Origin of the sequence: Flavobacterium celericrescens (assembly GCF_011392075.1) — a bacterium.
Lineage (GTDB): Bacteria > Bacteroidota > Bacteroidia > Flavobacteriales > Flavobacteriaceae > Flavobacterium > Flavobacterium celericrescens.
Genome location: NZ_JAAJBV010000011.1, coordinates 32,914 through 51,234, shown reverse-complemented (window position 1 = coordinate 51,234; position 18,321 = coordinate 32,914). Strand labels below are relative to the sequence as shown.

Annotated in this window: 19 protein-coding genes and 3 tRNA genes; 2 read left to right on the top strand and 20 right to left on the bottom strand. The window is 29.8% G+C overall.

Translation table 11 applies throughout. From position 1 onward, the window contains the following. From G4L40_RS12140 to G4L40_RS12065, 16 genes are all read right to left on the bottom strand, one after another. Positions 1-1,221, bottom strand: a complete 1,221-nt coding sequence (locus G4L40_RS12140; RefSeq protein WP_166237465.1) for a hypothetical protein — start codon at positions 1,219-1,221, stop codon at positions 1-3. Between the two features lie 18 nt (positions 1,222-1,239). Beyond that, entirely contained in the window at positions 1,240-2,277 is a 1,038-nt protein-coding gene (locus G4L40_RS12135; protein ID WP_166237464.1) for a putative phage abortive infection protein, read from the bottom strand. A 62-nt stretch (positions 2,278-2,339) separates the two neighbouring features. Then, positions 2,340-5,195, bottom strand: coding sequence for a type I restriction endonuclease subunit R (locus tag G4L40_RS12130; RefSeq protein WP_166237463.1), 2,856 nt, complete (start codon positions 5,193-5,195; stop codon positions 2,340-2,342). A 64-nt stretch (positions 5,196-5,259) separates the two neighbouring features. Beyond that, positions 5,260-5,694, bottom strand: coding sequence for a hypothetical protein (locus G4L40_RS12125; protein ID WP_166237462.1), 435 nt, complete (start codon positions 5,692-5,694; stop codon positions 5,260-5,262). A gap of 1 nt (position 5,695) precedes the next feature. Next, entirely contained in the window at positions 5,696-6,175 is a 480-nt protein-coding gene (locus tag G4L40_RS12120) for a helix-turn-helix domain-containing protein (RefSeq protein WP_166237461.1), read from the bottom strand. A gap of 10 nt (positions 6,176-6,185) precedes the next feature. Continuing rightward, complete coding sequence (locus G4L40_RS12115) at positions 6,186-6,752, bottom strand: hypothetical protein (RefSeq protein ID WP_166237460.1); 567 nt, start codon at positions 6,750-6,752, stop codon at positions 6,186-6,188. A gap of 36 nt (positions 6,753-6,788) precedes the next feature. Then, positions 6,789-8,024 (bottom strand): restriction endonuclease subunit S, encoded by a 1,236-nt coding sequence (locus G4L40_RS12110; protein WP_166237459.1) that lies wholly within the window; start codon positions 8,022-8,024, stop codon positions 6,789-6,791. A gap of 1 nt (position 8,025) precedes the next feature. Then, positions 8,026-9,594: a type I restriction-modification system subunit M gene (locus G4L40_RS12105; protein ID WP_166237458.1), complete on the bottom strand. Its 1,569-nt coding sequence runs from the start codon at positions 9,592-9,594 to the stop codon at positions 8,026-8,028. Between the two features lie 66 nt (positions 9,595-9,660). Beyond that, the gene (locus G4L40_RS12100) at positions 9,661-10,551 is read right to left on the bottom strand and encodes a hypothetical protein (protein WP_166237457.1); all 891 of its coding nucleotides are present in this window, start codon (positions 10,549-10,551) and stop codon (positions 9,661-9,663) included. Positions 10,552-10,562: 11 nt separating this feature from the next. Then, complete coding sequence (locus G4L40_RS12095; RefSeq protein WP_166237456.1) at positions 10,563-10,835, bottom strand: helix-turn-helix domain-containing protein; 273 nt, start codon at positions 10,833-10,835, stop codon at positions 10,563-10,565. 2 nt (positions 10,836-10,837) lie between these two features. Further along, positions 10,838-11,134, bottom strand: coding sequence for a helix-turn-helix domain-containing protein (locus tag G4L40_RS12090; RefSeq protein ID WP_166237455.1), 297 nt, complete (start codon positions 11,132-11,134; stop codon positions 10,838-10,840). 83 nt (positions 11,135-11,217) lie between these two features. Continuing rightward, positions 11,218-12,123 carry a hypothetical protein gene (locus tag G4L40_RS12085; RefSeq protein WP_166237454.1) on the bottom strand — a complete coding sequence of 302 codons (906 nt, stop codon included), beginning with the start codon at positions 12,121-12,123 and terminating at the stop codon, positions 11,218-11,220. 35 nt (positions 12,124-12,158) lie between these two features. Continuing rightward, entirely contained in the window at positions 12,159-13,460 is a 1,302-nt protein-coding gene (locus tag G4L40_RS12080) for a site-specific integrase (protein WP_166237453.1), read from the bottom strand. Between the two features lie 346 nt (positions 13,461-13,806). Next, positions 13,807-13,889 (bottom strand) — tRNA-Leu (locus G4L40_RS12075). Positions 13,890-13,931: 42 nt separating this feature from the next. Further along, positions 13,932-14,004 (bottom strand) — tRNA-Lys (locus G4L40_RS12070). A gap of 27 nt (positions 14,005-14,031) precedes the next feature. Then, positions 14,032-14,104: transfer RNA gene (locus G4L40_RS12065), tRNA-Lys, on the bottom strand. A 126-nt stretch (positions 14,105-14,230) separates the two neighbouring features. Between G4L40_RS12065 and G4L40_RS12060 the strand changes: the two genes are divergently transcribed. Then, positions 14,231-14,749: a shikimate kinase gene (locus G4L40_RS12060; protein ID WP_166237452.1), complete on the top strand. Its 519-nt coding sequence runs from the start codon at positions 14,231-14,233 to the stop codon at positions 14,747-14,749. Here G4L40_RS12060 and G4L40_RS12055 read toward each other — a convergent pair. Genes G4L40_RS12055 through G4L40_RS12045 form a run of 3 tightly spaced genes read right to left on the bottom strand, consistent with a single transcriptional unit; the run spans position 14,741 to position 16,206 of the window. Further along, positions 14,741-15,235: a phosphoribosyltransferase family protein gene (locus G4L40_RS12055; protein WP_166237451.1), complete on the bottom strand. Its 495-nt coding sequence runs from the start codon at positions 15,233-15,235 to the stop codon at positions 14,741-14,743. The genes G4L40_RS12060 and G4L40_RS12055 overlap by 9 nt on opposite strands. A gap of 9 nt (positions 15,236-15,244) precedes the next feature. Beyond that, complete coding sequence (locus G4L40_RS12050; protein ID WP_317163964.1) at positions 15,245-15,814, bottom strand: methyltransferase domain-containing protein; 570 nt, start codon at positions 15,812-15,814, stop codon at positions 15,245-15,247. Further along, a complete protein-coding gene (locus G4L40_RS12045) occupies positions 15,814-16,206 on the bottom strand; it encodes an RNA-binding S4 domain-containing protein (RefSeq protein ID WP_166237450.1) in 393 nt (130 codons plus the stop codon). Before G4L40_RS12045 ends, G4L40_RS12050 begins: the two co-directional genes overlap by 1 nt. 80 nt (positions 16,207-16,286) lie before the next feature. Between G4L40_RS12045 and G4L40_RS12040 the strand changes: the two genes are divergently transcribed. Then, positions 16,287-17,306, top strand: a complete 1,020-nt coding sequence (locus tag G4L40_RS12040) for an FKBP-type peptidyl-prolyl cis-trans isomerase (RefSeq protein ID WP_166237449.1) — start codon at positions 16,287-16,289, stop codon at positions 17,304-17,306. A 58-nt stretch (positions 17,307-17,364) separates the two neighbouring features. Here the strand turns inward: G4L40_RS12040 and G4L40_RS12035 are convergent, their stop codons facing one another. Further along, the gene (locus G4L40_RS12035; protein ID WP_166237448.1) at positions 17,365-18,318 is read right to left on the bottom strand and encodes a transketolase family protein; all 954 of its coding nucleotides are present in this window, start codon (positions 18,316-18,318) and stop codon (positions 17,365-17,367) included. Positions 18,319-18,321: the final 3 nt, after the last annotated feature.

Here is an 18,321-nt window from a genome sequence, read left to right as displayed (position 1 = left end):
CTAAGCATTTGGAATTTCTACTTCAATATGAACACCTTTGAACTTTACATTGTAAAATCTAATTGATGAATACCTGTAGTCATTATTATATTTATCACAAACAATGTTATATAAATTCATGAAACAATCCATTATTTGATTTTTCAATTTAATCATTTGATCATCATAACGATTATCTTTAATAGAATTAATTAAAATATCTTCATGTATTTTAAATAAGTCATCTCTTAAATTTGATAATTCTAATAGTTGTTTATTCATTCTATTAGAAACAATAATTTGTGCATTATCAGAATGCAATCTAAAATATCCTTTTGATTCAAGAACAACTGAAATCATTAAATCAAACAAACCTCTTCTATCTTTAAGGGCTGAATAATAAAGTGTTTCAAAAATCACATGTAAATTATTGATTATTTTAGGATTAACTTTTAGAATACTTAGGTTATCAATTTTATTTTTTAATTCAAATGGAGTGTAAAGTAAATTTTCTGATTTAGATTTTAATGATTCCTCAAAACCAATCCCATTGTCTGATATTGAAAATTTGGTAGAGAAGTTATTTACAAACATTAAAGCAAAAGTATTTGATTTAGAATGCAAAACACCATTTGTAATTAATTCAGATAATAATTCTACATAGTAGTCGGTTTTGTTAGAAGTATTAGAATTATCAAATAATAATTCTTGAAAATGTTGTCTCACTGTGTAGACATATTCTGAAATTAAGAAATCTCTCTTTTCATCTTCGCTCTCAAATACTTCTAACTTACTAATTAAATTGTCATCATTGAGAGAGTAACATCTAACTCTGTGTTCAGGTCTAGGGTCTTTTTTTATGAAATCTCCCAAAAAAGATTCTTCAAATTTTAAAATGTTTTTACCTAAAGGATATGATGTGAGTTTGTTATTACCTGCAATCCAGAAAAAATCACTTTTATGTAAAAAGTTTAAAACTTCCTTAGTGGCATTATTTTTATAAAGTAATAGATCAATTGGTTCTTTGAAATATTTACTTAATTGTTCAGATAAACTCAGTAATAATGGTATTGATATTGGTTCTATTCTATAACTTGAATCAAATACTTTATCATCACCATTTTCAACAAATTTGAATATAACGTAACCTTCTTTGTTTATATCTTCTGCTACTTCTTTTAAGAAAGTAGTATAGAATACATATGGAGTGAAATTTTCATTATTTTTTAAAATGCTTACCATTTATTTCTTTTTTTACAATTACCAATCTTGAAACTCAAACAAACTATCAGACTTTCTATTTACTTCTTTACGGTAGCCACTTTCTAAATCAAAAATGTCTTCTAATTTAAATTGACTAATTAATAAATCATTGAACAAATTATGAATCATTCTATAATCAGTGAAATATTTATTGTTATCGTCTTCCCATTGCTTTCCAAAGTTCGAATACCAATTATAAAAAAGAAGTGTTTGTTCTGTATTAGATAATTGACTTCTTAATATTCTTAAAAAGTTTCTTTTCATTTCATAGGAAATAAAAGATTCATTTTGATTAACTATAAATTTTACTGTTTGAAATAGATGTCTATAATAATGTGCTAATTGATGTGAATGTCCTTTAAATAAAGAAAACTCTAACATTTGAGTAATATCTTTATTAAAGCGTAACCCTTCTCTTAACTTTTTATTGAAATTATCGTAATCTAAATTATCAATATAACTTTCCAATTCCAATATTTCATCAAAAAAAATATGCGTTCCTTTTTTAGTTTCACTTATTCCATTGAAAAAAATTGCATAGGCCTCATTTAATAAAACCTTAGGATTTTCATTGTGAAAGTGTTTTAGGGCTATCATATAAATTAAAATCAATTCAAATTTCATGTGTTCAAAAACGACTCTTCCTTGAACAGTGCTTTCTATTATATCCTCATCCTTTGGATATATTATTTTCTTCTTTGTAGTTAAATATAAGCTATTTACATTCTCTTTGTGTAATCTCAACATCTCATAAAACTGACTCTCAAATTGCTGTACTTTGAACTGTTCTTGGACTTGTCGATTTGCTTGATACTGTATATAAAATGCTAAAAAAGTTAGTAGAGCTGCACCAATTGCAATTACGGGATTTAGTATACCTCCAACAGCATCACCAATAGTACCAATACTATCAATTTTTGTAGTATTGTAAAATACCATAGGTAGCATTATCATAACAAAGCCTATAACACCAAAAAAAATGTATAAAAAGCTTAATTTGGAACTAAATTTTATAATTTCATTTTCTTTGCTCATATCTTTTATTTTTTTCCAATTTAAAATACCATATTTTTTTTGTTAAGAATACAAATTATATCTTAGTTGCCTGAAACCCCATTTATAAAAGTCTCAACGAAACCAACAATTTTATTGAGGATTTTATCTCCTAATTTTTTTCGAACTAATACTGACGGTTTTTCGCCTTCAATTAAATCTAACACCTCATCTCTTAAAGGTTCTCTTTCGGCAAATAGGTAACTTTCAATTAATTTATGTGTTTTGTCTGCTGATAGATTTTCTTCTTGAACTAATTGATTGAATGCTTTTTGTTGTTCTTTATTCCAATATTTATCAAATTCTTCTGGGATTGTATCGGTATCTTCAATAATTGGTAAGTTTTCTAAAATGAATTTTTCAATTAATTCTCGTTTACTTCTTAAATTGGCTTCTCCTGTTAATAAATCAACAATTTCTTTTTGTTTTTTTTCTTTATCAGCTTTTGTGGTGTCTTTTAATGCTGCTAATAACTTTAATATGTATGTAACATTAACTTCATCACGGTGAATTAACTCTAATTCAAAATCAACATCTTCAAGAATTGATACTTTTTCTACTTGGTGTTCATTTTTTACTTTGTCGTATAAATCAAGGTATTTGCTTTTATAGTCTTCAAATAATTGTTCGTTCATTGCTAAATCTTCCCAAACAAAATCTGCAAAAGTTACCATTGTATTTTTAATACGCATTAACTCACGGAAAGCTTTAATAAATTCTAATTCGTCTTCTTCACTCTGTAGATTATTAACACTATTTACTGTTGGAACAACATTTAACAAGCCTATAAATGCTTCGTTAAATTTATTTACATAATCCTCATAAGGTTGCATTATGATTTCTTCAATTGCTTCCTTATTACTGAATAGTGTAATTGCTTCGTCTGTAACTTTTTTTAGATTCCTAAAAACAATTATATTCCCTTGTGATTTTTGTTCATTTAGAATACGATTAGTTCTTGAATAGGCTTGAATTAAACCGTGATATTTTAGGTTTTTATCAACGTACAAAGTATTTAGAGGTTTGCTGTCAAATCCTGTAAGAAACATATTTACTACTAACAGAATATCTATTTTACGCTCTTTTACTTTTTTAGAAATATCATTATAGTAATTGTAAAAACTTTCGCTGTCTTTAGTTGAAAACTTCGTTTCAAACATTGTATTATAATGTCCTATAAACTCGTCTAGTTTTTCACGAGTGTGAACATTCAATCCATATAAAGCTCTTGGTTCTTCTACTACTGATAATTCTTCAGGGATAAATCCATTAGCATCTGCATCGTCTTCATTAGCTGAAAAACTAAATATTGTAGCTACTTTCAAGTTATGTTGACCTGAAATTTTCTTTTGTTGTAAAATGTCGTAGTACTTGATTAGGGTATCTACACTACTAACACAAAACATTGCGGTAAATTCTTTATTATATGTTTTACGATTGTGATTTGCAATTATATAATCTGCAATTTTTTCTAATCGCGTTGGAGCTTCCATTAATTCTTTAGTATCAATGTCTTCTACTTCAATATCTATTGCCGTTGCACTTTCTTTTTGTTTATATCTACCTACGTATTCAATAGAAAACTTCAATACATTTTCATCTTTTATGGCATCTGTAATTACATATTTATGCAAACATTCTCCAAATAGTTCTTTGGTTGTTCTTTTTCCTAATTCATTTTTAACCGCATTATCGGCAAATATTGGTGTGCCGGTAAAACCAAACATTTGATAGTTGTTGAAAAACGATTTGATTTTATTGTGAGTTTCTCCAAATTGCGAACGATGACACTCATCAAAAATAAAAACAATACGCTCTTCTTTAAGCTTTTCCATTTTACTTAAATACTGACTTTTACTTATGGCAGTATTTAGTTTTTGAATAGTGGTTACTATTAATTTTGTATCGTCTGAAAATTGCTTTACTAATGCTTTTGTATTATCAGTACCATCAATACTTCCTTTACTAAAACTATTGAACTCTTTTGTGGTTTGGTAATCTAAATCTTTTCTATCTACTACAAATACCACCTTTTTAACTTGTGGCATTTGCATAATAATTTGACTAGCTTTAAAAGAAGTTAGGGTTTTGCCCGATCCTGTTGTATGCCAAATATAGCCGTTGTGATTGCTGTTTTTTACTTTATCAATTAAAGCTTCTACTGCATAATACTGATAAGGGCGAAGCACCATTAATATTTTATTGGTTTCATTCAATACCACATACTTACATATCATTTTTGAGATATGACAAGGTTCAAGAAAATTACTAGTGAAACCATTAAGAATATTGGTTAAACGTTTGTTGTCTTTATCTGTCCAGTAATACGTTTGCTTGAATGATTGGTATTTATTGTTTGCGTAATATTTTGTATTTACTCCGTTACTAATGATAAATATTTGAATGTATTGAAATAAAGCAGCACCTGAACCAAAAGAATGTCTTTGATAACGATTGGTTTGATTGAATGCTTCTTTAAGTTCTAAACCTCTACGTTTTAATTCTATTTGTACTAATGGTAAACCATTAATTAAAATTGTAACATCATATCTGTTTTTATAACTACCTTCCATTGTAACCTGATTGGTTACTTGGAATTGGTTTTGACACCAGTGTTCTGATTGGATAAATTCAAAATATAGGTTGTCACCGTTATCTCTAACTATGTGTTGCTTTTCTCTTAATGTTTTAGCTTTTTCAAATACCGAACCTTTGCTAAGAATATTCATCACTTTTTCAAATTCTTTATCAGAAAATGAAATGTTGTTATGCTTTTCTAATTGCTTTTTAAGGTTTGAAAGTAATGCTGTTTCATCTTTAATTTCAACATAACTATAACTCAACTTTTGAAGTTGTTCAATTAGTTGTTCTTCTAAAATTTGTTCGGGTTGTTTACTCATATTGTCTCAAAAAAAAACCTTACCAATTATGGTAAGGTAAATATATTATTCTTTTTATACTTTTCTATTGTTTTATTTCAAAAACTACATCTTTTGTTACCAAGTTACTAACGTTTAGAGTTGGGATGATAAATCTATTAAAAGCTGTATTTTCTGTTTTTGCATGAAGTATTCCTCTTGAAGTTCCTACAGTAATCACGCAAAGATGTTCTAAAAAATGTTTAGGCAAAGTTATTTTCTTTGCAGATATTATATTTTCATTCCACGATTTTTCTTCTACATCAAAATTACAAATAACTGTTAAAGCTACTATTGGTTGTTTTTCGTGTAAAAATTGAAATTTCATTTTACATGCAACAACTCTATTTTCTGGATTTATTGAAAATTGAAGATCAGATTGCAAATTATTAGTATCAAGTAGATTTTCTGTCTCAAATGTTGCAAACTGCTCTGTAATTATATTTAATAGTCTAAAACTAATATTTTTTTTAGTCTCCATTTTATGAATGATTATAATTCAATTCAAAACATTCCTCGTCGTTTATATAGGTGTTTAAAGGAATTACTTTAGTTTCTTTTTCAGCTACCATTGTTTTTTCTATCTTATTCAAATAGGTGTGGACTTGATTGCTTATTTTGATAATATTTGTAGATGTTATAAGAAGACTATTATTGTTTTCATAAATGTGCATTAACTTAATGTCTAATGCTTTTTCAATTCTACCGATTGTAAAGAAACCAAAATTTTCAGAACCTTTAACCCATTTATTAACCGTTTGTGGTGTAACTTTTAATAAATCGGCTAAATCTTTTTGTGATAATTTTTTTTCTCTTAAAGTTCTTAAAATACGAACCGCAACTTGTTGAGAATAACGTAATCCTTCTTTATCCTCAAATCTTTTGTTGCTTTCTTCTATCCATTTACTAGGAGTTTTAGAAACTAATGCTTCTAATTTATTACTCAATTCTTGATTTTTCATAATGGTAGTTTTAATTAATGATGTCTATATATCCGAAGTCATCTTCTTCTAATAGTCCATTTTTTTTTAAATATGCAGCTGTAATTTTTAGTTTTGTCAATTCGATTTCTGTGTGGTCTTTCTCACCCATAGCTTCTGTTAGCTTGATTGCACTTCCCGAAACCACAAAGCATTCGGGACTAATACGAACGGCAAATACACGAAGCCAGGATTTGTTTCCTGTACCGTATGCTCTTGTTTCTTGTAATTTATAGGTTTGGTCATTTTTGTGTAATGGATAAAAAACTAAATCTTGTAATGAACTTTGTGTTTTAAATTTTCCAATTTTAGCCACTCTTCTAATTGTTGCTTCAAATACTTCTGCTTCTTCTATTGTCGAGAAAATAGCTTCCTCTACTGATATATTGCCATAAAAACCTGATTGTAAATCATTTTTATTATTTTCAAAAAAATCTTCTAAATACTCTGTATCGTTCCAGTTTCTGAATGCTAACGTAAACTCATCACAGTCGTTAGGTTCAAACTGAACCGACAATAATTTGTTTTTTACGACTGCAAATATATCAACTATTTCCATATAATCAACTTATAGGCTTATTATTTTAACTTTTATTTACACAAACATCTGTTGCAATACACCTTTTTTAAACTTTTTTGTTTGTTTTAATTGTGATGTAACAGCTTGTATTTGTTTGTCAATTTCATTTAAAAAGGCAGCTATTTTTTCTTGTTCTTTCACTTCTGGAAAAGGTAATGGTAACTTTTCAAAGCCATCTTTTGTTATATTCATTCTATCATGTCTAACACCGTAATTAGCAATTCCTTTCATGTATTTATGCCAAAAATTTGAATTAAAATAGTTTTCAAAAAAATCTAAGTTACCTTTTTTACAACTTAAAATAGTGTATAAAGGTGACATGACACCTATTGCTAAATTATTTCTTTTTAATGGGCCAACAGGAGCAGATTGAGAAATTCTTGGATTGTAAACAAAATCATCAATTTCAACAACGTAATATCCTTCTAAATTGTTTTGATTAGCAATATCTTTATCAAAATAATCGCCTTGTGAAACAATTCCTCTTGTTGCGGAATTTGTTAAAACATTTTGTATTAAACTATTTTTATTTTTGATAGATTTTATCGCAAAAACATCTTTTAACTTTAAGAAAGTCCAATCAGGAAAATCTTTTCCCTCTTCGTCTTTGAATCTCAGCTCTTGCGAGAATATTTTTTGAGTAATACCTTTTTTATATTGTTCTAAAAGTTCTTTTTTCTCTTTTAATTGTTCAATTCTTTTATCAATAGATATAAAAAAGTCAGTTATTTTTTGTTGTTCTAAAACTTCAGAAGGAAAACTTATTTTAGCACCTTTTAAAAAATCTTCATTACCTATATTCATAGTGTTTTTAGCACCTTTATGTACTAGTGGTACTAAATAATTATATGTATTTACAGGCAAAGAAAAATAATAATCCAATAGAAGACCTAAATATTTGTTTTGTGGTTTAAAAACAGCATAAAGAACTGAGACTACCCCAGTTCTGTCTATTTTATTTTGCTTTATAATACCGAAAGGAAAACCTGCGGTTGGACTCTTTGTATAGATTACATCATCAGGAAATACGACTTTGTAATTTGTAATATTGTCTGAGGCATAAGACCTACCTAAATGCTCAATTTGATTGATAACACCTTTTTCTTTAGCAACAGAAAACACCTCATCAAACTCACTTTTTGAATTTCTTGATTTATGTTCGACTAAAACATCTTTTAATTGAAATTTTTTCCAATCATCTTTAAAATTTGGAAATCGTAATCGCGGATTGTTGACATTACTTTTTATCATTTTAAAAAGGAGTTGAGATGTTTAATTCTTTACAAAAGTTTGTAATATTTGATTTAGTAGCATTTATTTCTTTTTCTAAATTAATTAATTTAGAAGAAACATTTTCTAAATCGATTGGCTCTTCTTCCTCAAAAGTATCTACGTATCTTGGAATATTTAGATTGTAATCATTTTCTTTTATTTGATCAATACTTGCTACAAAACTATATTTAGATTCAGTAATTCTATTTTGATATGTAGCAATAATTTTATCAATATCTTCTTGACGAATATAGTTTTGAGTACCTTTACCATAATGTTGACTAGCATCAATAAATACAACATCATTTGGATTCTCTCTACATTTTTTGAAAACCATTATGCAAGTTGGAATATCTGTACCAAAAAAGATTTTTTCTGGTAAACCTATAACAGCATCTAAATAATTACGGTCTTCAATTAAATATTTACGAATGTGTTGCTCAGCACCACCACGAAACAAAGCACCATGAGGCAATACAAGAGCCATTGTACCGTTATCGGCTAAATGGTGAATCATGTGTTGTACAAATGCAAAATCAGCTTTACTAGCTGGTGCTAATTTGCCATATTGCGAAAATCTATCATCGCTTGTAAATAAAGGATTCGCACTCCAATTGGCAGAAAATGGAGGATTTGCTACAATTGCTTCAAACTGTAACCCATTGTGTTGTGGATGTTCTAATGTGTCTTCTTGTTTAATATCGAATTTGCGGTAATGTACTCCGTGCAAAATCATATTCATACGTGCTAAGTTGTAAGTAGTTCGGTTCATTTCTTGTCCGTAATAATTACTTACTTCTTTAACTTCTTTAGCCACACGCAGCAAAAGGGATCCACTACCACACGTTGGGTCATATACTGATTTTAGTTTGCTTTTTCCTGTAGTAACTATTTTAGCTAACACCATACTTACTTCTTGTGGTGTGTAAAATTCACCTGCTTTTTTACCAGCTCCACTAGCAAACTGACCAATTAAATATTCATAGGCATCTCCTAAAACATCAAGTTCCGTGTCTTCTAATTTGAAATCAATTTTATCTAAATGTAAAAGTACTTTAGCAATAATTTCGTTTCTTGCTTCTGGAGTTTTTCCAAGTTTTGTGCTATTTAAATCCATATCCTCGAAGAGATTATCGAAATCATCTTCGCTTTCTGTACCCATTGTGCTTAATTGGATATTGATAAGGATTTTTTGAAGGTCTTCAATAATAAAATTACTTTGTCCTTCTACGTCACTATTACCGCGTTTGGCAACTTCACTAAAAAGTTCATTAGGTTTTAGAAAATACCCTAATGTTTCTAAAGCTTCTTCGCGAATTGCTTCTATGTATTCTGCTCCGTTTTTTGTGTTTTCATTAATGGATTTATATTTGATACCATCGGTTTTTAATATACCGTTGGCATAAATTTCCATTTTTTCAGCAAGATATTTGTAGAAGATGAATCCAAGGATATAATCTCGAAATTCATCGGCATTCATTTTACCTCTAAGGGTGTTGGCAATATTCCAAAGTTGTTGTTCGAGTTGTTTTTTTTGGTCTTCTGACATTTAGTAAGGCTTTTTATTTAAGAATGTAAATATATGAAAATGAAAATACATTTAATAAATTGAAAATCAGTTATAGATTATTTTATACTGTGCAGTTTCCAAGTTTATAGTAGTTGGAATATGCACACTTTTTAAGTATTTGATTTTGCGTTCCATTGTCTTTTTGATGTTCGTGTGTAGATTATCGTTTCCTAATTTTGTGTAGTAACTTTTCTTTTGATTGTTGAACTTGTTGCGATTTTTAGCCATTAAACATTCTTCCCAAAATTGAGGATTATAATATTTGCTGTCTATCTTTTTTGATTTATCAAATAGTAACACATTGTCCCATTCTTTTAGCAATGAATTTATGATGGTTTCATAATGTATTTTTTCGGTAAGATTTTGAAGGGTATAGATGCCTAAATTATTAATAAATTTGGCTTGTTTGGTCTTTACTTCAAATCTAAATGTATTGTTACAAAGGTTTGGAAACTGCACACTTTTATCATATGCTTTTATATGTTTGTATGCTTCATTACCGGCAATTTTATAGTCAAATTTTCTAGGTCGGTTAAACGGTCTTTTTTCGTGATAGATTAAATTTAGAATTAGTTCTGGAACAGGAATGTTAGGTTTAATGTTTATTCCATATTCTAAATTTATCAAATAACATTTATTCAAATCAAGATTAAAAATGGTCTTGATTTCAATAATGGTATCTATACAATCTGAAATATAAAAATCATTAGCATTGTGAGGTTCATCATTGAAATAACAGTGAATGCTTCCTTTTATTTCCAGTCTGTTTTGATACTTGGTGAAATATAGGTTTTTGTAACTTTTGATTACTAATTCCTTAATTTCATCTTTAAATCTCTTTTCAGATTTACCCTCATACACTAATAAATTATCATTGTTCCATACTTTTTCGATTAGTGCTTCATCAGTAATTTTAAACTTGATAAAGTCTATCATGACCTAAAGAGTTACTTTTTGAATGGTCGATAGTTATCGTCTAGCATTTTATTAATATCCTCAATTTTATAGACAATTTTATTGTTTATTTGGCTGTAAGCAATTAGTCCTTTTTCTCTCCAATTGGCTGCAGTTCCAGGGCTAATTTTAAACAGTTTTTGAAACTCGTCATTATCTATAATAACCTTATCGAATATTCTTTCTTGCTTTTTGGTAACGGCATGGGTTAATTCTTCCAAGCGTTTTTCGATATTGCTTAAACTTTCTTGAAATGGATGGCTCATAGTTATTGTTTTTTTGCATTAATACTAACTAAGGCTTGTTCAATTTCGGAACGTTTGTACCTGATGAGGTTTCCTAATCGGTAGGGGTTAAGGATTTTCTTTTTGTTCCAGTCGGAAAGTGTCACCAAAGAGACTTTTAGTATCTCTGCTGTTTCTTGGCGAGTGAGATACTCTTGTGGTGCAATAGGTTGGAAATTTTGAGCTAAAGATTTGATTTCAGCTCTTACATCAGTTAAGATGCTTTCTTTAAATTCTTCGGGAGATACACCGAAAACTTGTGTCATTTTACTTTGTTCCATCGTGATACGTTTTTATCGTTATTGATGGTACAAAGTAAAGTTGGTTATATTTCAGTAAACGTTCCTTTACGTTCCGGAACGTCTCAACTTACTTCAATTATGTTAGGTAAATGGTATTTTGCTTTATCAAATGATTTTTTGTTTTCTTCGAATTTATCATCTTCAGGGTTGAGGTATTTTCTTAATGACTCTTCTGAAATTTCAGCATTGAAATTTTGTTTAATCAATTTAGCATAAGCCGTATAATTTATTTCACCGTTTTTATTTTTTGGTGCATCAATAAAACCATTTAAAGCTAACGTCCCTAAAATATAACCGATATGCGTTTTTTTACCTATCCAATTAATTTTTGGATTAACCGCTTTTTCTTCTTTTAAATCAAACACGATTTGTTGAATTTTTTTAAGCTGAACGACAAAATCATGTCCTATCACAAATAATGACAACGGAAGAAAACTTAATGCTTTAGATCTTTTATAAATATCTTCTAAAAAATATATACTTTCAACTTTTCTAAATTTGGAATCTGAAATTAAATCAAAAATCTTTCTATCGATTTCTAATTCATTTGAACTTGTTCTATCGTGAGTTCTTGCAATTAATTCCTGAAGATTTGGATTGTCATCTATTACTGAAAAGTATCTTGATTGTTTTTCATCCACATAAAAATCAGCTCTTAAAATTTTTAATTGCAGTTTTACAGCTTCGATATTGAATGCTAAAAAGGAATCAAAATTATCTGGGTCTTGTGAAGATAATTCGATATAAATTTGTGATAATGCGTTTTGATATAGCTTTTTAATGTTGTCTATTATTTCTCTTCTTTTTAGATGAATTTCATTAATTTTCAATTCATAATAATAATGACTTTGATAATTAACTGGTAAAAAATATCTATGAAAATCAATTTCTTCAGCAATAGCATCAGTAAGAAATTCAAAATAATAATTTGCGCTTAAAGCTTTTATAAACGAATTAACACTTTTCATACAAAATTAAAAAGTTAAATATAGTAAACTTTATCTTACTTAACTACTTTCATTTTTTTCTCTTCAATTTCCTGTTCTTCGTTTTGCTTGTTCCAGTACTCTTTTAGTTTTTCTGCTTTTTCTGTATTAGTGATTTTGATGTACTTTAAAAATTGAGTTTCTGTTTGATGTCCTGTAATACCCATTATGGTTAAATTATCAAGTTTCCCATATAGATTGGTTGCAAAACTTCTTCTACAAATGTGTGAAGTAACTAATTCGTACTTATGATATAAACCTTCTTCTTTACGTTTTGTTTTCTTGTTGATTTTAGAACCTTGAACTTTTTCTTTAAATCCTACTTCTTCACAAACATCTTTTACATGCTCATTAAATTTCTGGTCCGAAATGGCTCTCGGAAATCCGTTTCTTTTTTCTAAAATTGCTTTTACTTGCTTGTGGAGTGGAATAGTAACTGTTTGCCCTGTTTTTTGCGTTTCAATTTCAATATAGCCATTTTTGATATTGGCATCTTTTAACCTTAAAAAATCTGAAATTCTCAATCCTGTACGCAATCCAATAATAAATAAATCTCTTGTGTTTTCTAGTCTTTCAACGCCTTTAAAGTCGTGATTGAAGATTTTATTAATTTCATCATCATTCAAGTAAATACTATCAGCTGTAATTTTAGGAACAAAAAAGTTTGGATGCTCGATGTGTGGATGTACCGGCAAGCCTTTTAATTTTGCATCTCTGGCAATGGTTTTTAGTGTGCCAATGTAATTTCCGATAGTACCTAAATTTATCTTTTGTTCTTGTGATAAAAAGTTTACGAACCTATCATAAAAGGTTAAATCTAAATCGGTAAATTTTAGCTTCGTTTTAAAGCGTTTCTCGTACTCTTCTAGCTTTCTTTGTGTTGTGTTATACTTTGTAATAGTTCCTTTGGCAATTGGCTTGTTTTTACCTTTAATTATCCTTGATGGGGCATTTTTAATAAATGTTTCCATGAACGGAATGAAAAACACTTCATCGATGGCTGTTTCATCAATAGGTCTATTGAAGAAATTAGCTATTTTTTTTCTTAACCAGTGTTTGTCGATGTATTCTCCTTTGCTGTTATCGGAATTGAACTCATCAAATATGAATTTTTCAAGCTCTGCAAGTTTGTTATTAATAACGTCCTTGGACTTATCATCGTTTGTAAGTTTGACTTTTTGCTTTGCAGCACTCCATCTTTTAGGTTCTACCTTTAAATCGGTTGAAGCTGTTAAGTCAAATTTTCTGCCATTTTTGAAACGCAAAAGTATGTTTGTTGCGTTTTTTTCTCCTTTGATGAGGTAGTTAATAGTTGCCATTGGTACGGAATTATCATGTTTTTCAATAGTTTAAAGATACAAAATTATCCCCACATAATCCCCACATTGACTATTTTTATTTATAATTCACTTAATTTTACTTAACTATGATATATTGAAAAATCCTTATTTTATAGGGGTTAAGGCTTGTTTTGATAAGATTTGATATGTATAGAAAAAGTGGGTGTTTGTTCCTCTTTCTCCGCGGAAAAAAGCCCGAAACGAAAGTTTCGGGCTTTTTGTTTGTGGTTGAATGTAAAATGCGACGAAGCATTTGAGTATTTGTGACTCAATTCGATTGTTTGTAATGCTAAATTTGGATTGGATTTTAAAATTAATTAGAAAGTGACCATGGAGGGATTTGAACCCTCACGCCCTTGCGAGCACCACCCCCTCAAGATGGCGAGTCTACCGTTTCTCCACATGGCCTAAAATAAAAAAAGTTACTCACCAAGGCGAATAACTTTTTTGTGACCTGGCTGGGATTCGAACCCAGGACCCCATCATTAAAAGTGATGTGCTCTACCAGCTGAGCTACCAAGTCGGTGCTTTCAAGAATATGTTATTGTAGTGACCTGGCTGGGATTCGAACCCAGGACCCCATCATTAAAAGTGATGTGCTCTACCAGCTGAGCTACCAAGTCATTTATTTCCTTGAATGCGGGTGCAAATATAGTAACATAAATTCGTTTTTCAATGGGTTTTTCTTATAAATTTGTCTTTTTTTTAATTAATTTTTTTAACTCCTTAATTTATAAGGGATTATTTATATGGAAAAAGTTGTTTTAGTAGGGTATATGGGCAGTGGAAAGTCTTCTGTTGGTAAAAAAATGGCTTCAACAATGGATTTGCCATTTGTAGATTTGGATGAGTTAATTGAAAAAAAGGAAGGGATTTCAATCAATAGTTTATTTGTAACTAAAGGAGAAATTTATTTCAGGAAGGTTGAAAGCGAAATTTTAAAGCAGATTTTAGCAAAAAATGATTCGTTTGTATTGAGTCTTGGAGGTGGTACACCATGTTACTTTAACAATCATGAATTATTAAAGCAAAATGGTGTAGTTTCAATATACTTAAAAGCTTCAGCTATTACATTAGCTAATCGATTAAAAACTGAAAGAAAAACTAGACCACTACTTTCTAATTTGAACGATGATGAATTGATAGATTATATTAATAAGCATTTATTCGATCGTTCTTTTTACTATCATCAAGTTGCACATATTATCAGTGTTGATGACAAGTCAATAACACAAATTGCAGCTGAAATAAGAGACTTATTAAGATAAATAAGCGTAGGAGTTATTTTCTTCAAAAACTACTTGAATATGCTCTTGTAATGAAGTTGAAAGAGATAAGCCTTTGAAATCTGCTTTAACTGGATATTTTTTATGATTTCGGTCAACCAATACAGCTGTTTTAAATTTACTTAACGGGACTTCTAAAAAGTGTTTAACCCCATATATTAGTGTGGTGCCAGAACTTAAAACATCATCGATTAATACTAGTCCTTTGTTTTGATATTCTTCTTTAGGAATTGAAGTGGTAATAATATCTTGAGGTAGATTTTTATTGATTTTAACTTCACAAAGAGTAATTTTTAAATCAGAAATAGCATTAAGTTCTGCTCCAATTTTTTTTGCAAAAATATAACCATTAGTTGTAATTCCTGCTAAAACTACTTCTTCTTCGTTAACGAATGTTTCGTAAATTTGGTAGGCAATACGTTTTGTTTTGTGAGTTATTTCTTTGTCAGTTAAGATAATATTTTTCATTTTGTTGTGTTATTTTTTTTCAAAGATAAAAAAGAGTTCTTTGTCTTGTCTTGGTTTGATTGAATTATATGCTTTATTTAAAATTTTAATTTTGAATTTTTCAGAAAATAAATTTAAGTATTCATCAGCAGAGCCACCGAATGGAGGACCTTCATTTGATAATGGAAAATCAAACAATAGCCCAACTATTTTTCCATTTTTATTTAATAATTGATGCATTTTTGTTGTGTATTCTGCTCGCATTGATGGTGGAATTGCACAAAAGAAAGTTTGTTCGATAACCAAATCAAAAGTTTCATTAATCTCAAAAAAATCGCTATGGATTAAATTTTCTTCAAAATCCGGATTTCTTTCTGCAATATTTTTTAAAGGTGAAGCCGCTATATCAACAACATACACATTAAAAAAGCCTTTTTTGATGAGATAATCAAATTCATACCCATTTCCAGCTCCTGGAATTAAAATACGAATACTTTTATCAGTTATTTGATCGATATAATCTTTTAGAGGAGTTGTTATAGCACCAACATCCCAACCTATTTCATTATTTTGATAGCGTTCTTCCCAGTAATTCATCATTAATCTTCATTATCGTTATAAAAATCTTCGTCAGAAATATAATCATCTATTTCTCTTCGGTCTTTTTTTGTAGGTCTTCCGGTACCATTAGCTCTATAGTGTTCTTTTGAAAGTCGAAGTAACTCTAAATGTTCAAATGCCTCTGGCGGTGTTTCGTCTTTTCTATACATATCAACTAGTTTGGCTCCTAATCGGTTTAGAGGTACGTCTAGAACGGTCAATTTATAGTTAATTTGATCTTTACGAAGAGTGATTTTATCAGTAGGAAATACTTCTCGCGATGGTTTTGCTACCTGGCCATTCACTGTGATATGTCCCTTTTTTGCTGCTTCAGTTGCAATACTTCTCGTTTTGTAATAGCGAATACACCATAAATATTTATCAATTCTCATATATAAATCAAAAATCCGTGTTAATATTTCTACAAAAATAAATGAAAATTGTATCTTGCGCCCTATAAAAATATATAATAATGATTAGAGTTTATAAAATAGTAGCTTTGTTGGTTGTTGGATTTACTTTTATGGCATGTCCAGCTGATGATTCACCAAGCTCTGAACCATTAAGAGATTATCAGGAAGTTTATGATGAAGAGCTTGTAGAGATTGAGAATTTTTTAGATACCCATTATGTAACTGTTGACGCAGATTTTAATACTACATTTACTGAGATACCTGATGGAGGTACACAAACACCTATTTCAGAAATGCCTGAATTAACACACATTCCTGTAACATTAAATGATGTTGATTATAAAGTATATTATTTAAGACTTAATGAAGGTAACAATGAAAATCCAACAGCACTTGACTCTGTTTATTCTTCTTATAAAGGTCAACTATTAGATAAAACAGTTTTTGATCATGCTTCAACTCCAATTTGGTTTAAATTAGAAGAAGTAATACCAGCTTGGGGAAAAATATTTCCATTATTTAAAACTGGAGATTTTGTTGAGAATACTTCTACAGGTATAGTTTCCTATTCAGGTTATGGAGCAGGTGTTATGTTTGTTCCTAGTGGTCTTGGGTATTTTAATATTGAGAAAGCATTAATTCCTGCTTATTCCCCATTAATTTTTACTTTTAGTTTAAAAAGGCTGCGTTATCGTGATCATGATGGTGATAAGATACTTTCAAAATATGAATACGGACCTGATTTGGCTGAAGAGGCAATTGATACAGACGGTGATGATTATTATGATTATTTAGATGTTGATGATGATGCTGATGGTGTATTGACTAAGGAAGAAGTAAAATTTACCTATGTTGATGGAACTGTTACTAAAACGGGATATTATCCATACACAGGTAAATCTACAGATGATCCTTTAACTCCATACGATGATAGAAGAGGAATTCCTAGAAAGTTTACTGGTCCTATTGTACCACCTTCAACTTTACCCTCACCAGCTTCTGATGATTCGGATTTTACAGATGCTACTAGGTTAAGAAGACATTTAGATAAAACTTGTAAACCGCCATACACGAATTAAAATAAAAAATCCCGATTTCAATTGAAATCGGGATTTTTTATTTATATAGAAAATGTAATTACTTTCTTTTAATAACCTTTTCAACCGCTTCAACAATCGCTTGGTTATTTAATTTGTATTTTTCCATTAATTGGTCTGGTGTTCCACTTTCACCAAAACTGTCGTTTACGGCTACAAATTCTTGTGGTACTAAATGGTTTGCCACTAACGTTCTAGAAACGCTTTCGCCTAATCCACCAATAATGTTGTGCTCTTCAGCTGTAACCACACAACCTGTTTTCTTAACCGATTTTAGAATTGCTTCTTCGTCTAAAGGTTTAATAGTGTGAATATTGATTACTTCAGCCGAAATTCCTTTTGCTTCTAATGCTTCTGCGGCAATTAATGCTTCCCAAACTAAATGTCCAGTTGCAATAATGGTAACATCGGTTCCTTCGTTTAACATAATGGCTTTTCCAATTACGAAAGGTTCGTCAGCTGGCATAAAGTTAGGCACTACTGGACGTCCAAAACGTAAATATGCTGGACCATGGTGATCTGCTAATGCTAAAGTAGCTGCTTTTGTTTGGTTGTAATCACATGTGTTGATAACTGTCATTCCTGGTAACATTTTCATCAAGCCTATGTCTTCTAAGATTTGGTGTGTAGCTCCGTCTTCTCCAAGCGTTAATCCTGCATGAGAAGCACAAATCTTCACATTTTTATCTGAGTATGCTACCGATTGACGGATTTGGTCGTAAACTCTTCCTGTAGAAAAGTTAGCGAAAGTTCCAGTAAAAGGTATCTTTCCACCAATAGTTAATCCAGCTGCAATTCCAATCATGTTGGCTTCTGCGATTCCAATTTGGAAGAAACGCTCTGGGTGGTTTTTCTTGAAATCATCAAATTTTAATGACCCAATTAAATCCGCACAAAGTGCTACTACGTTTTCATTTTTCTGACCTAATTCCGTCATTCCAGCTCCAAAACCTGAACGGGTATCTTTACTGCCTGTGTTGGTATATTTTTTCATAAT

Excerpts from the sequence above, each read along its gene's own strand:
- G4L40_RS12090 (WP_166237455.1), bottom strand. The coding sequence starts at position 11,134 with ATGGAACAAAGTAAAATGACACAAGTTTTCGGTGTATCTCCCGAAGAA.
- G4L40_RS12115 (WP_166237460.1), bottom strand. The coding sequence starts at position 6,752 with ATGGAAATAGTTGATATATTTGCAGTCGTAAAAAACAAATTATTGTCG.
- G4L40_RS12055 (WP_166237451.1), bottom strand. The coding sequence starts at position 15,235 with ATGAAAAATATTATCTTAACTGACAAAGAAATAACTCACAAAACAAAA.
- G4L40_RS12130 (WP_166237463.1), bottom strand. The coding sequence starts at position 5,195 with ATGAGTAAACAACCCGAACAAATTTTAGAAGAACAACTAATTGAACAA.
- G4L40_RS12140 (WP_166237465.1), bottom strand. The coding sequence starts at position 1,221 with ATGGTAAGCATTTTAAAAAATAATGAAAATTTCACTCCATATGTATTC.
- G4L40_RS12110 (WP_166237459.1), bottom strand. The coding sequence starts at position 8,024 with ATGATAAAAAGTAATGTCAACAATCCGCGATTACGATTTCCAAATTTT.
- G4L40_RS12060 (WP_166237452.1), top strand. The coding sequence starts at position 14,231 with ATGGAAAAAGTTGTTTTAGTAGGGTATATGGGCAGTGGAAAGTCTTCT.
- G4L40_RS12100 (WP_166237457.1), bottom strand. The coding sequence starts at position 10,551 with ATGATAGACTTTATCAAGTTTAAAATTACTGATGAAGCACTAATCGAA.
- G4L40_RS12105 (WP_166237458.1), bottom strand. The coding sequence starts at position 9,594 with ATGTCAGAAGACCAAAAAAAACAACTCGAACAACAACTTTGGAATATT.
- G4L40_RS12135 (WP_166237464.1), bottom strand. The coding sequence starts at position 2,277 with ATGAGCAAAGAAAATGAAATTATAAAATTTAGTTCCAAATTAAGCTTT.
- G4L40_RS12035 (WP_166237448.1), bottom strand. The coding sequence starts at position 18,318 with ATGAAAAAATATACCAACACAGGCAGTAAAGATACCCGTTCAGGTTTT.
- G4L40_RS12085 (WP_166237454.1), bottom strand. The coding sequence starts at position 12,123 with ATGAAAAGTGTTAATTCGTTTATAAAAGCTTTAAGCGCAAATTATTAT.
- G4L40_RS12040 (WP_166237449.1), top strand. The coding sequence starts at position 16,287 with ATGATTAGAGTTTATAAAATAGTAGCTTTGTTGGTTGTTGGATTTACT.
- G4L40_RS12045 (WP_166237450.1), bottom strand. The coding sequence starts at position 16,206 with ATGAGAATTGATAAATATTTATGGTGTATTCGCTATTACAAAACGAGA.
- G4L40_RS12120 (WP_166237461.1), bottom strand. The coding sequence starts at position 6,175 with ATGAAAAATCAAGAATTGAGTAATAAATTAGAAGCATTAGTTTCTAAA.
- G4L40_RS12080 (WP_166237453.1), bottom strand. The coding sequence starts at position 13,460 with ATGGCAACTATTAACTACCTCATCAAAGGAGAAAAAAACGCAACAAAC.
- G4L40_RS12125 (WP_166237462.1), bottom strand. The coding sequence starts at position 5,694 with ATGGAGACTAAAAAAAATATTAGTTTTAGACTATTAAATATAATTACA.
- G4L40_RS12050 (WP_317163964.1), bottom strand. The coding sequence starts at position 15,814 with ATGATGAATTACTGGGAAGAACGCTATCAAAATAATGAAATAGGTTGG.
- G4L40_RS12095 (WP_166237456.1), bottom strand. The coding sequence starts at position 10,835 with ATGAGCCATCCATTTCAAGAAAGTTTAAGCAATATCGAAAAACGCTTG.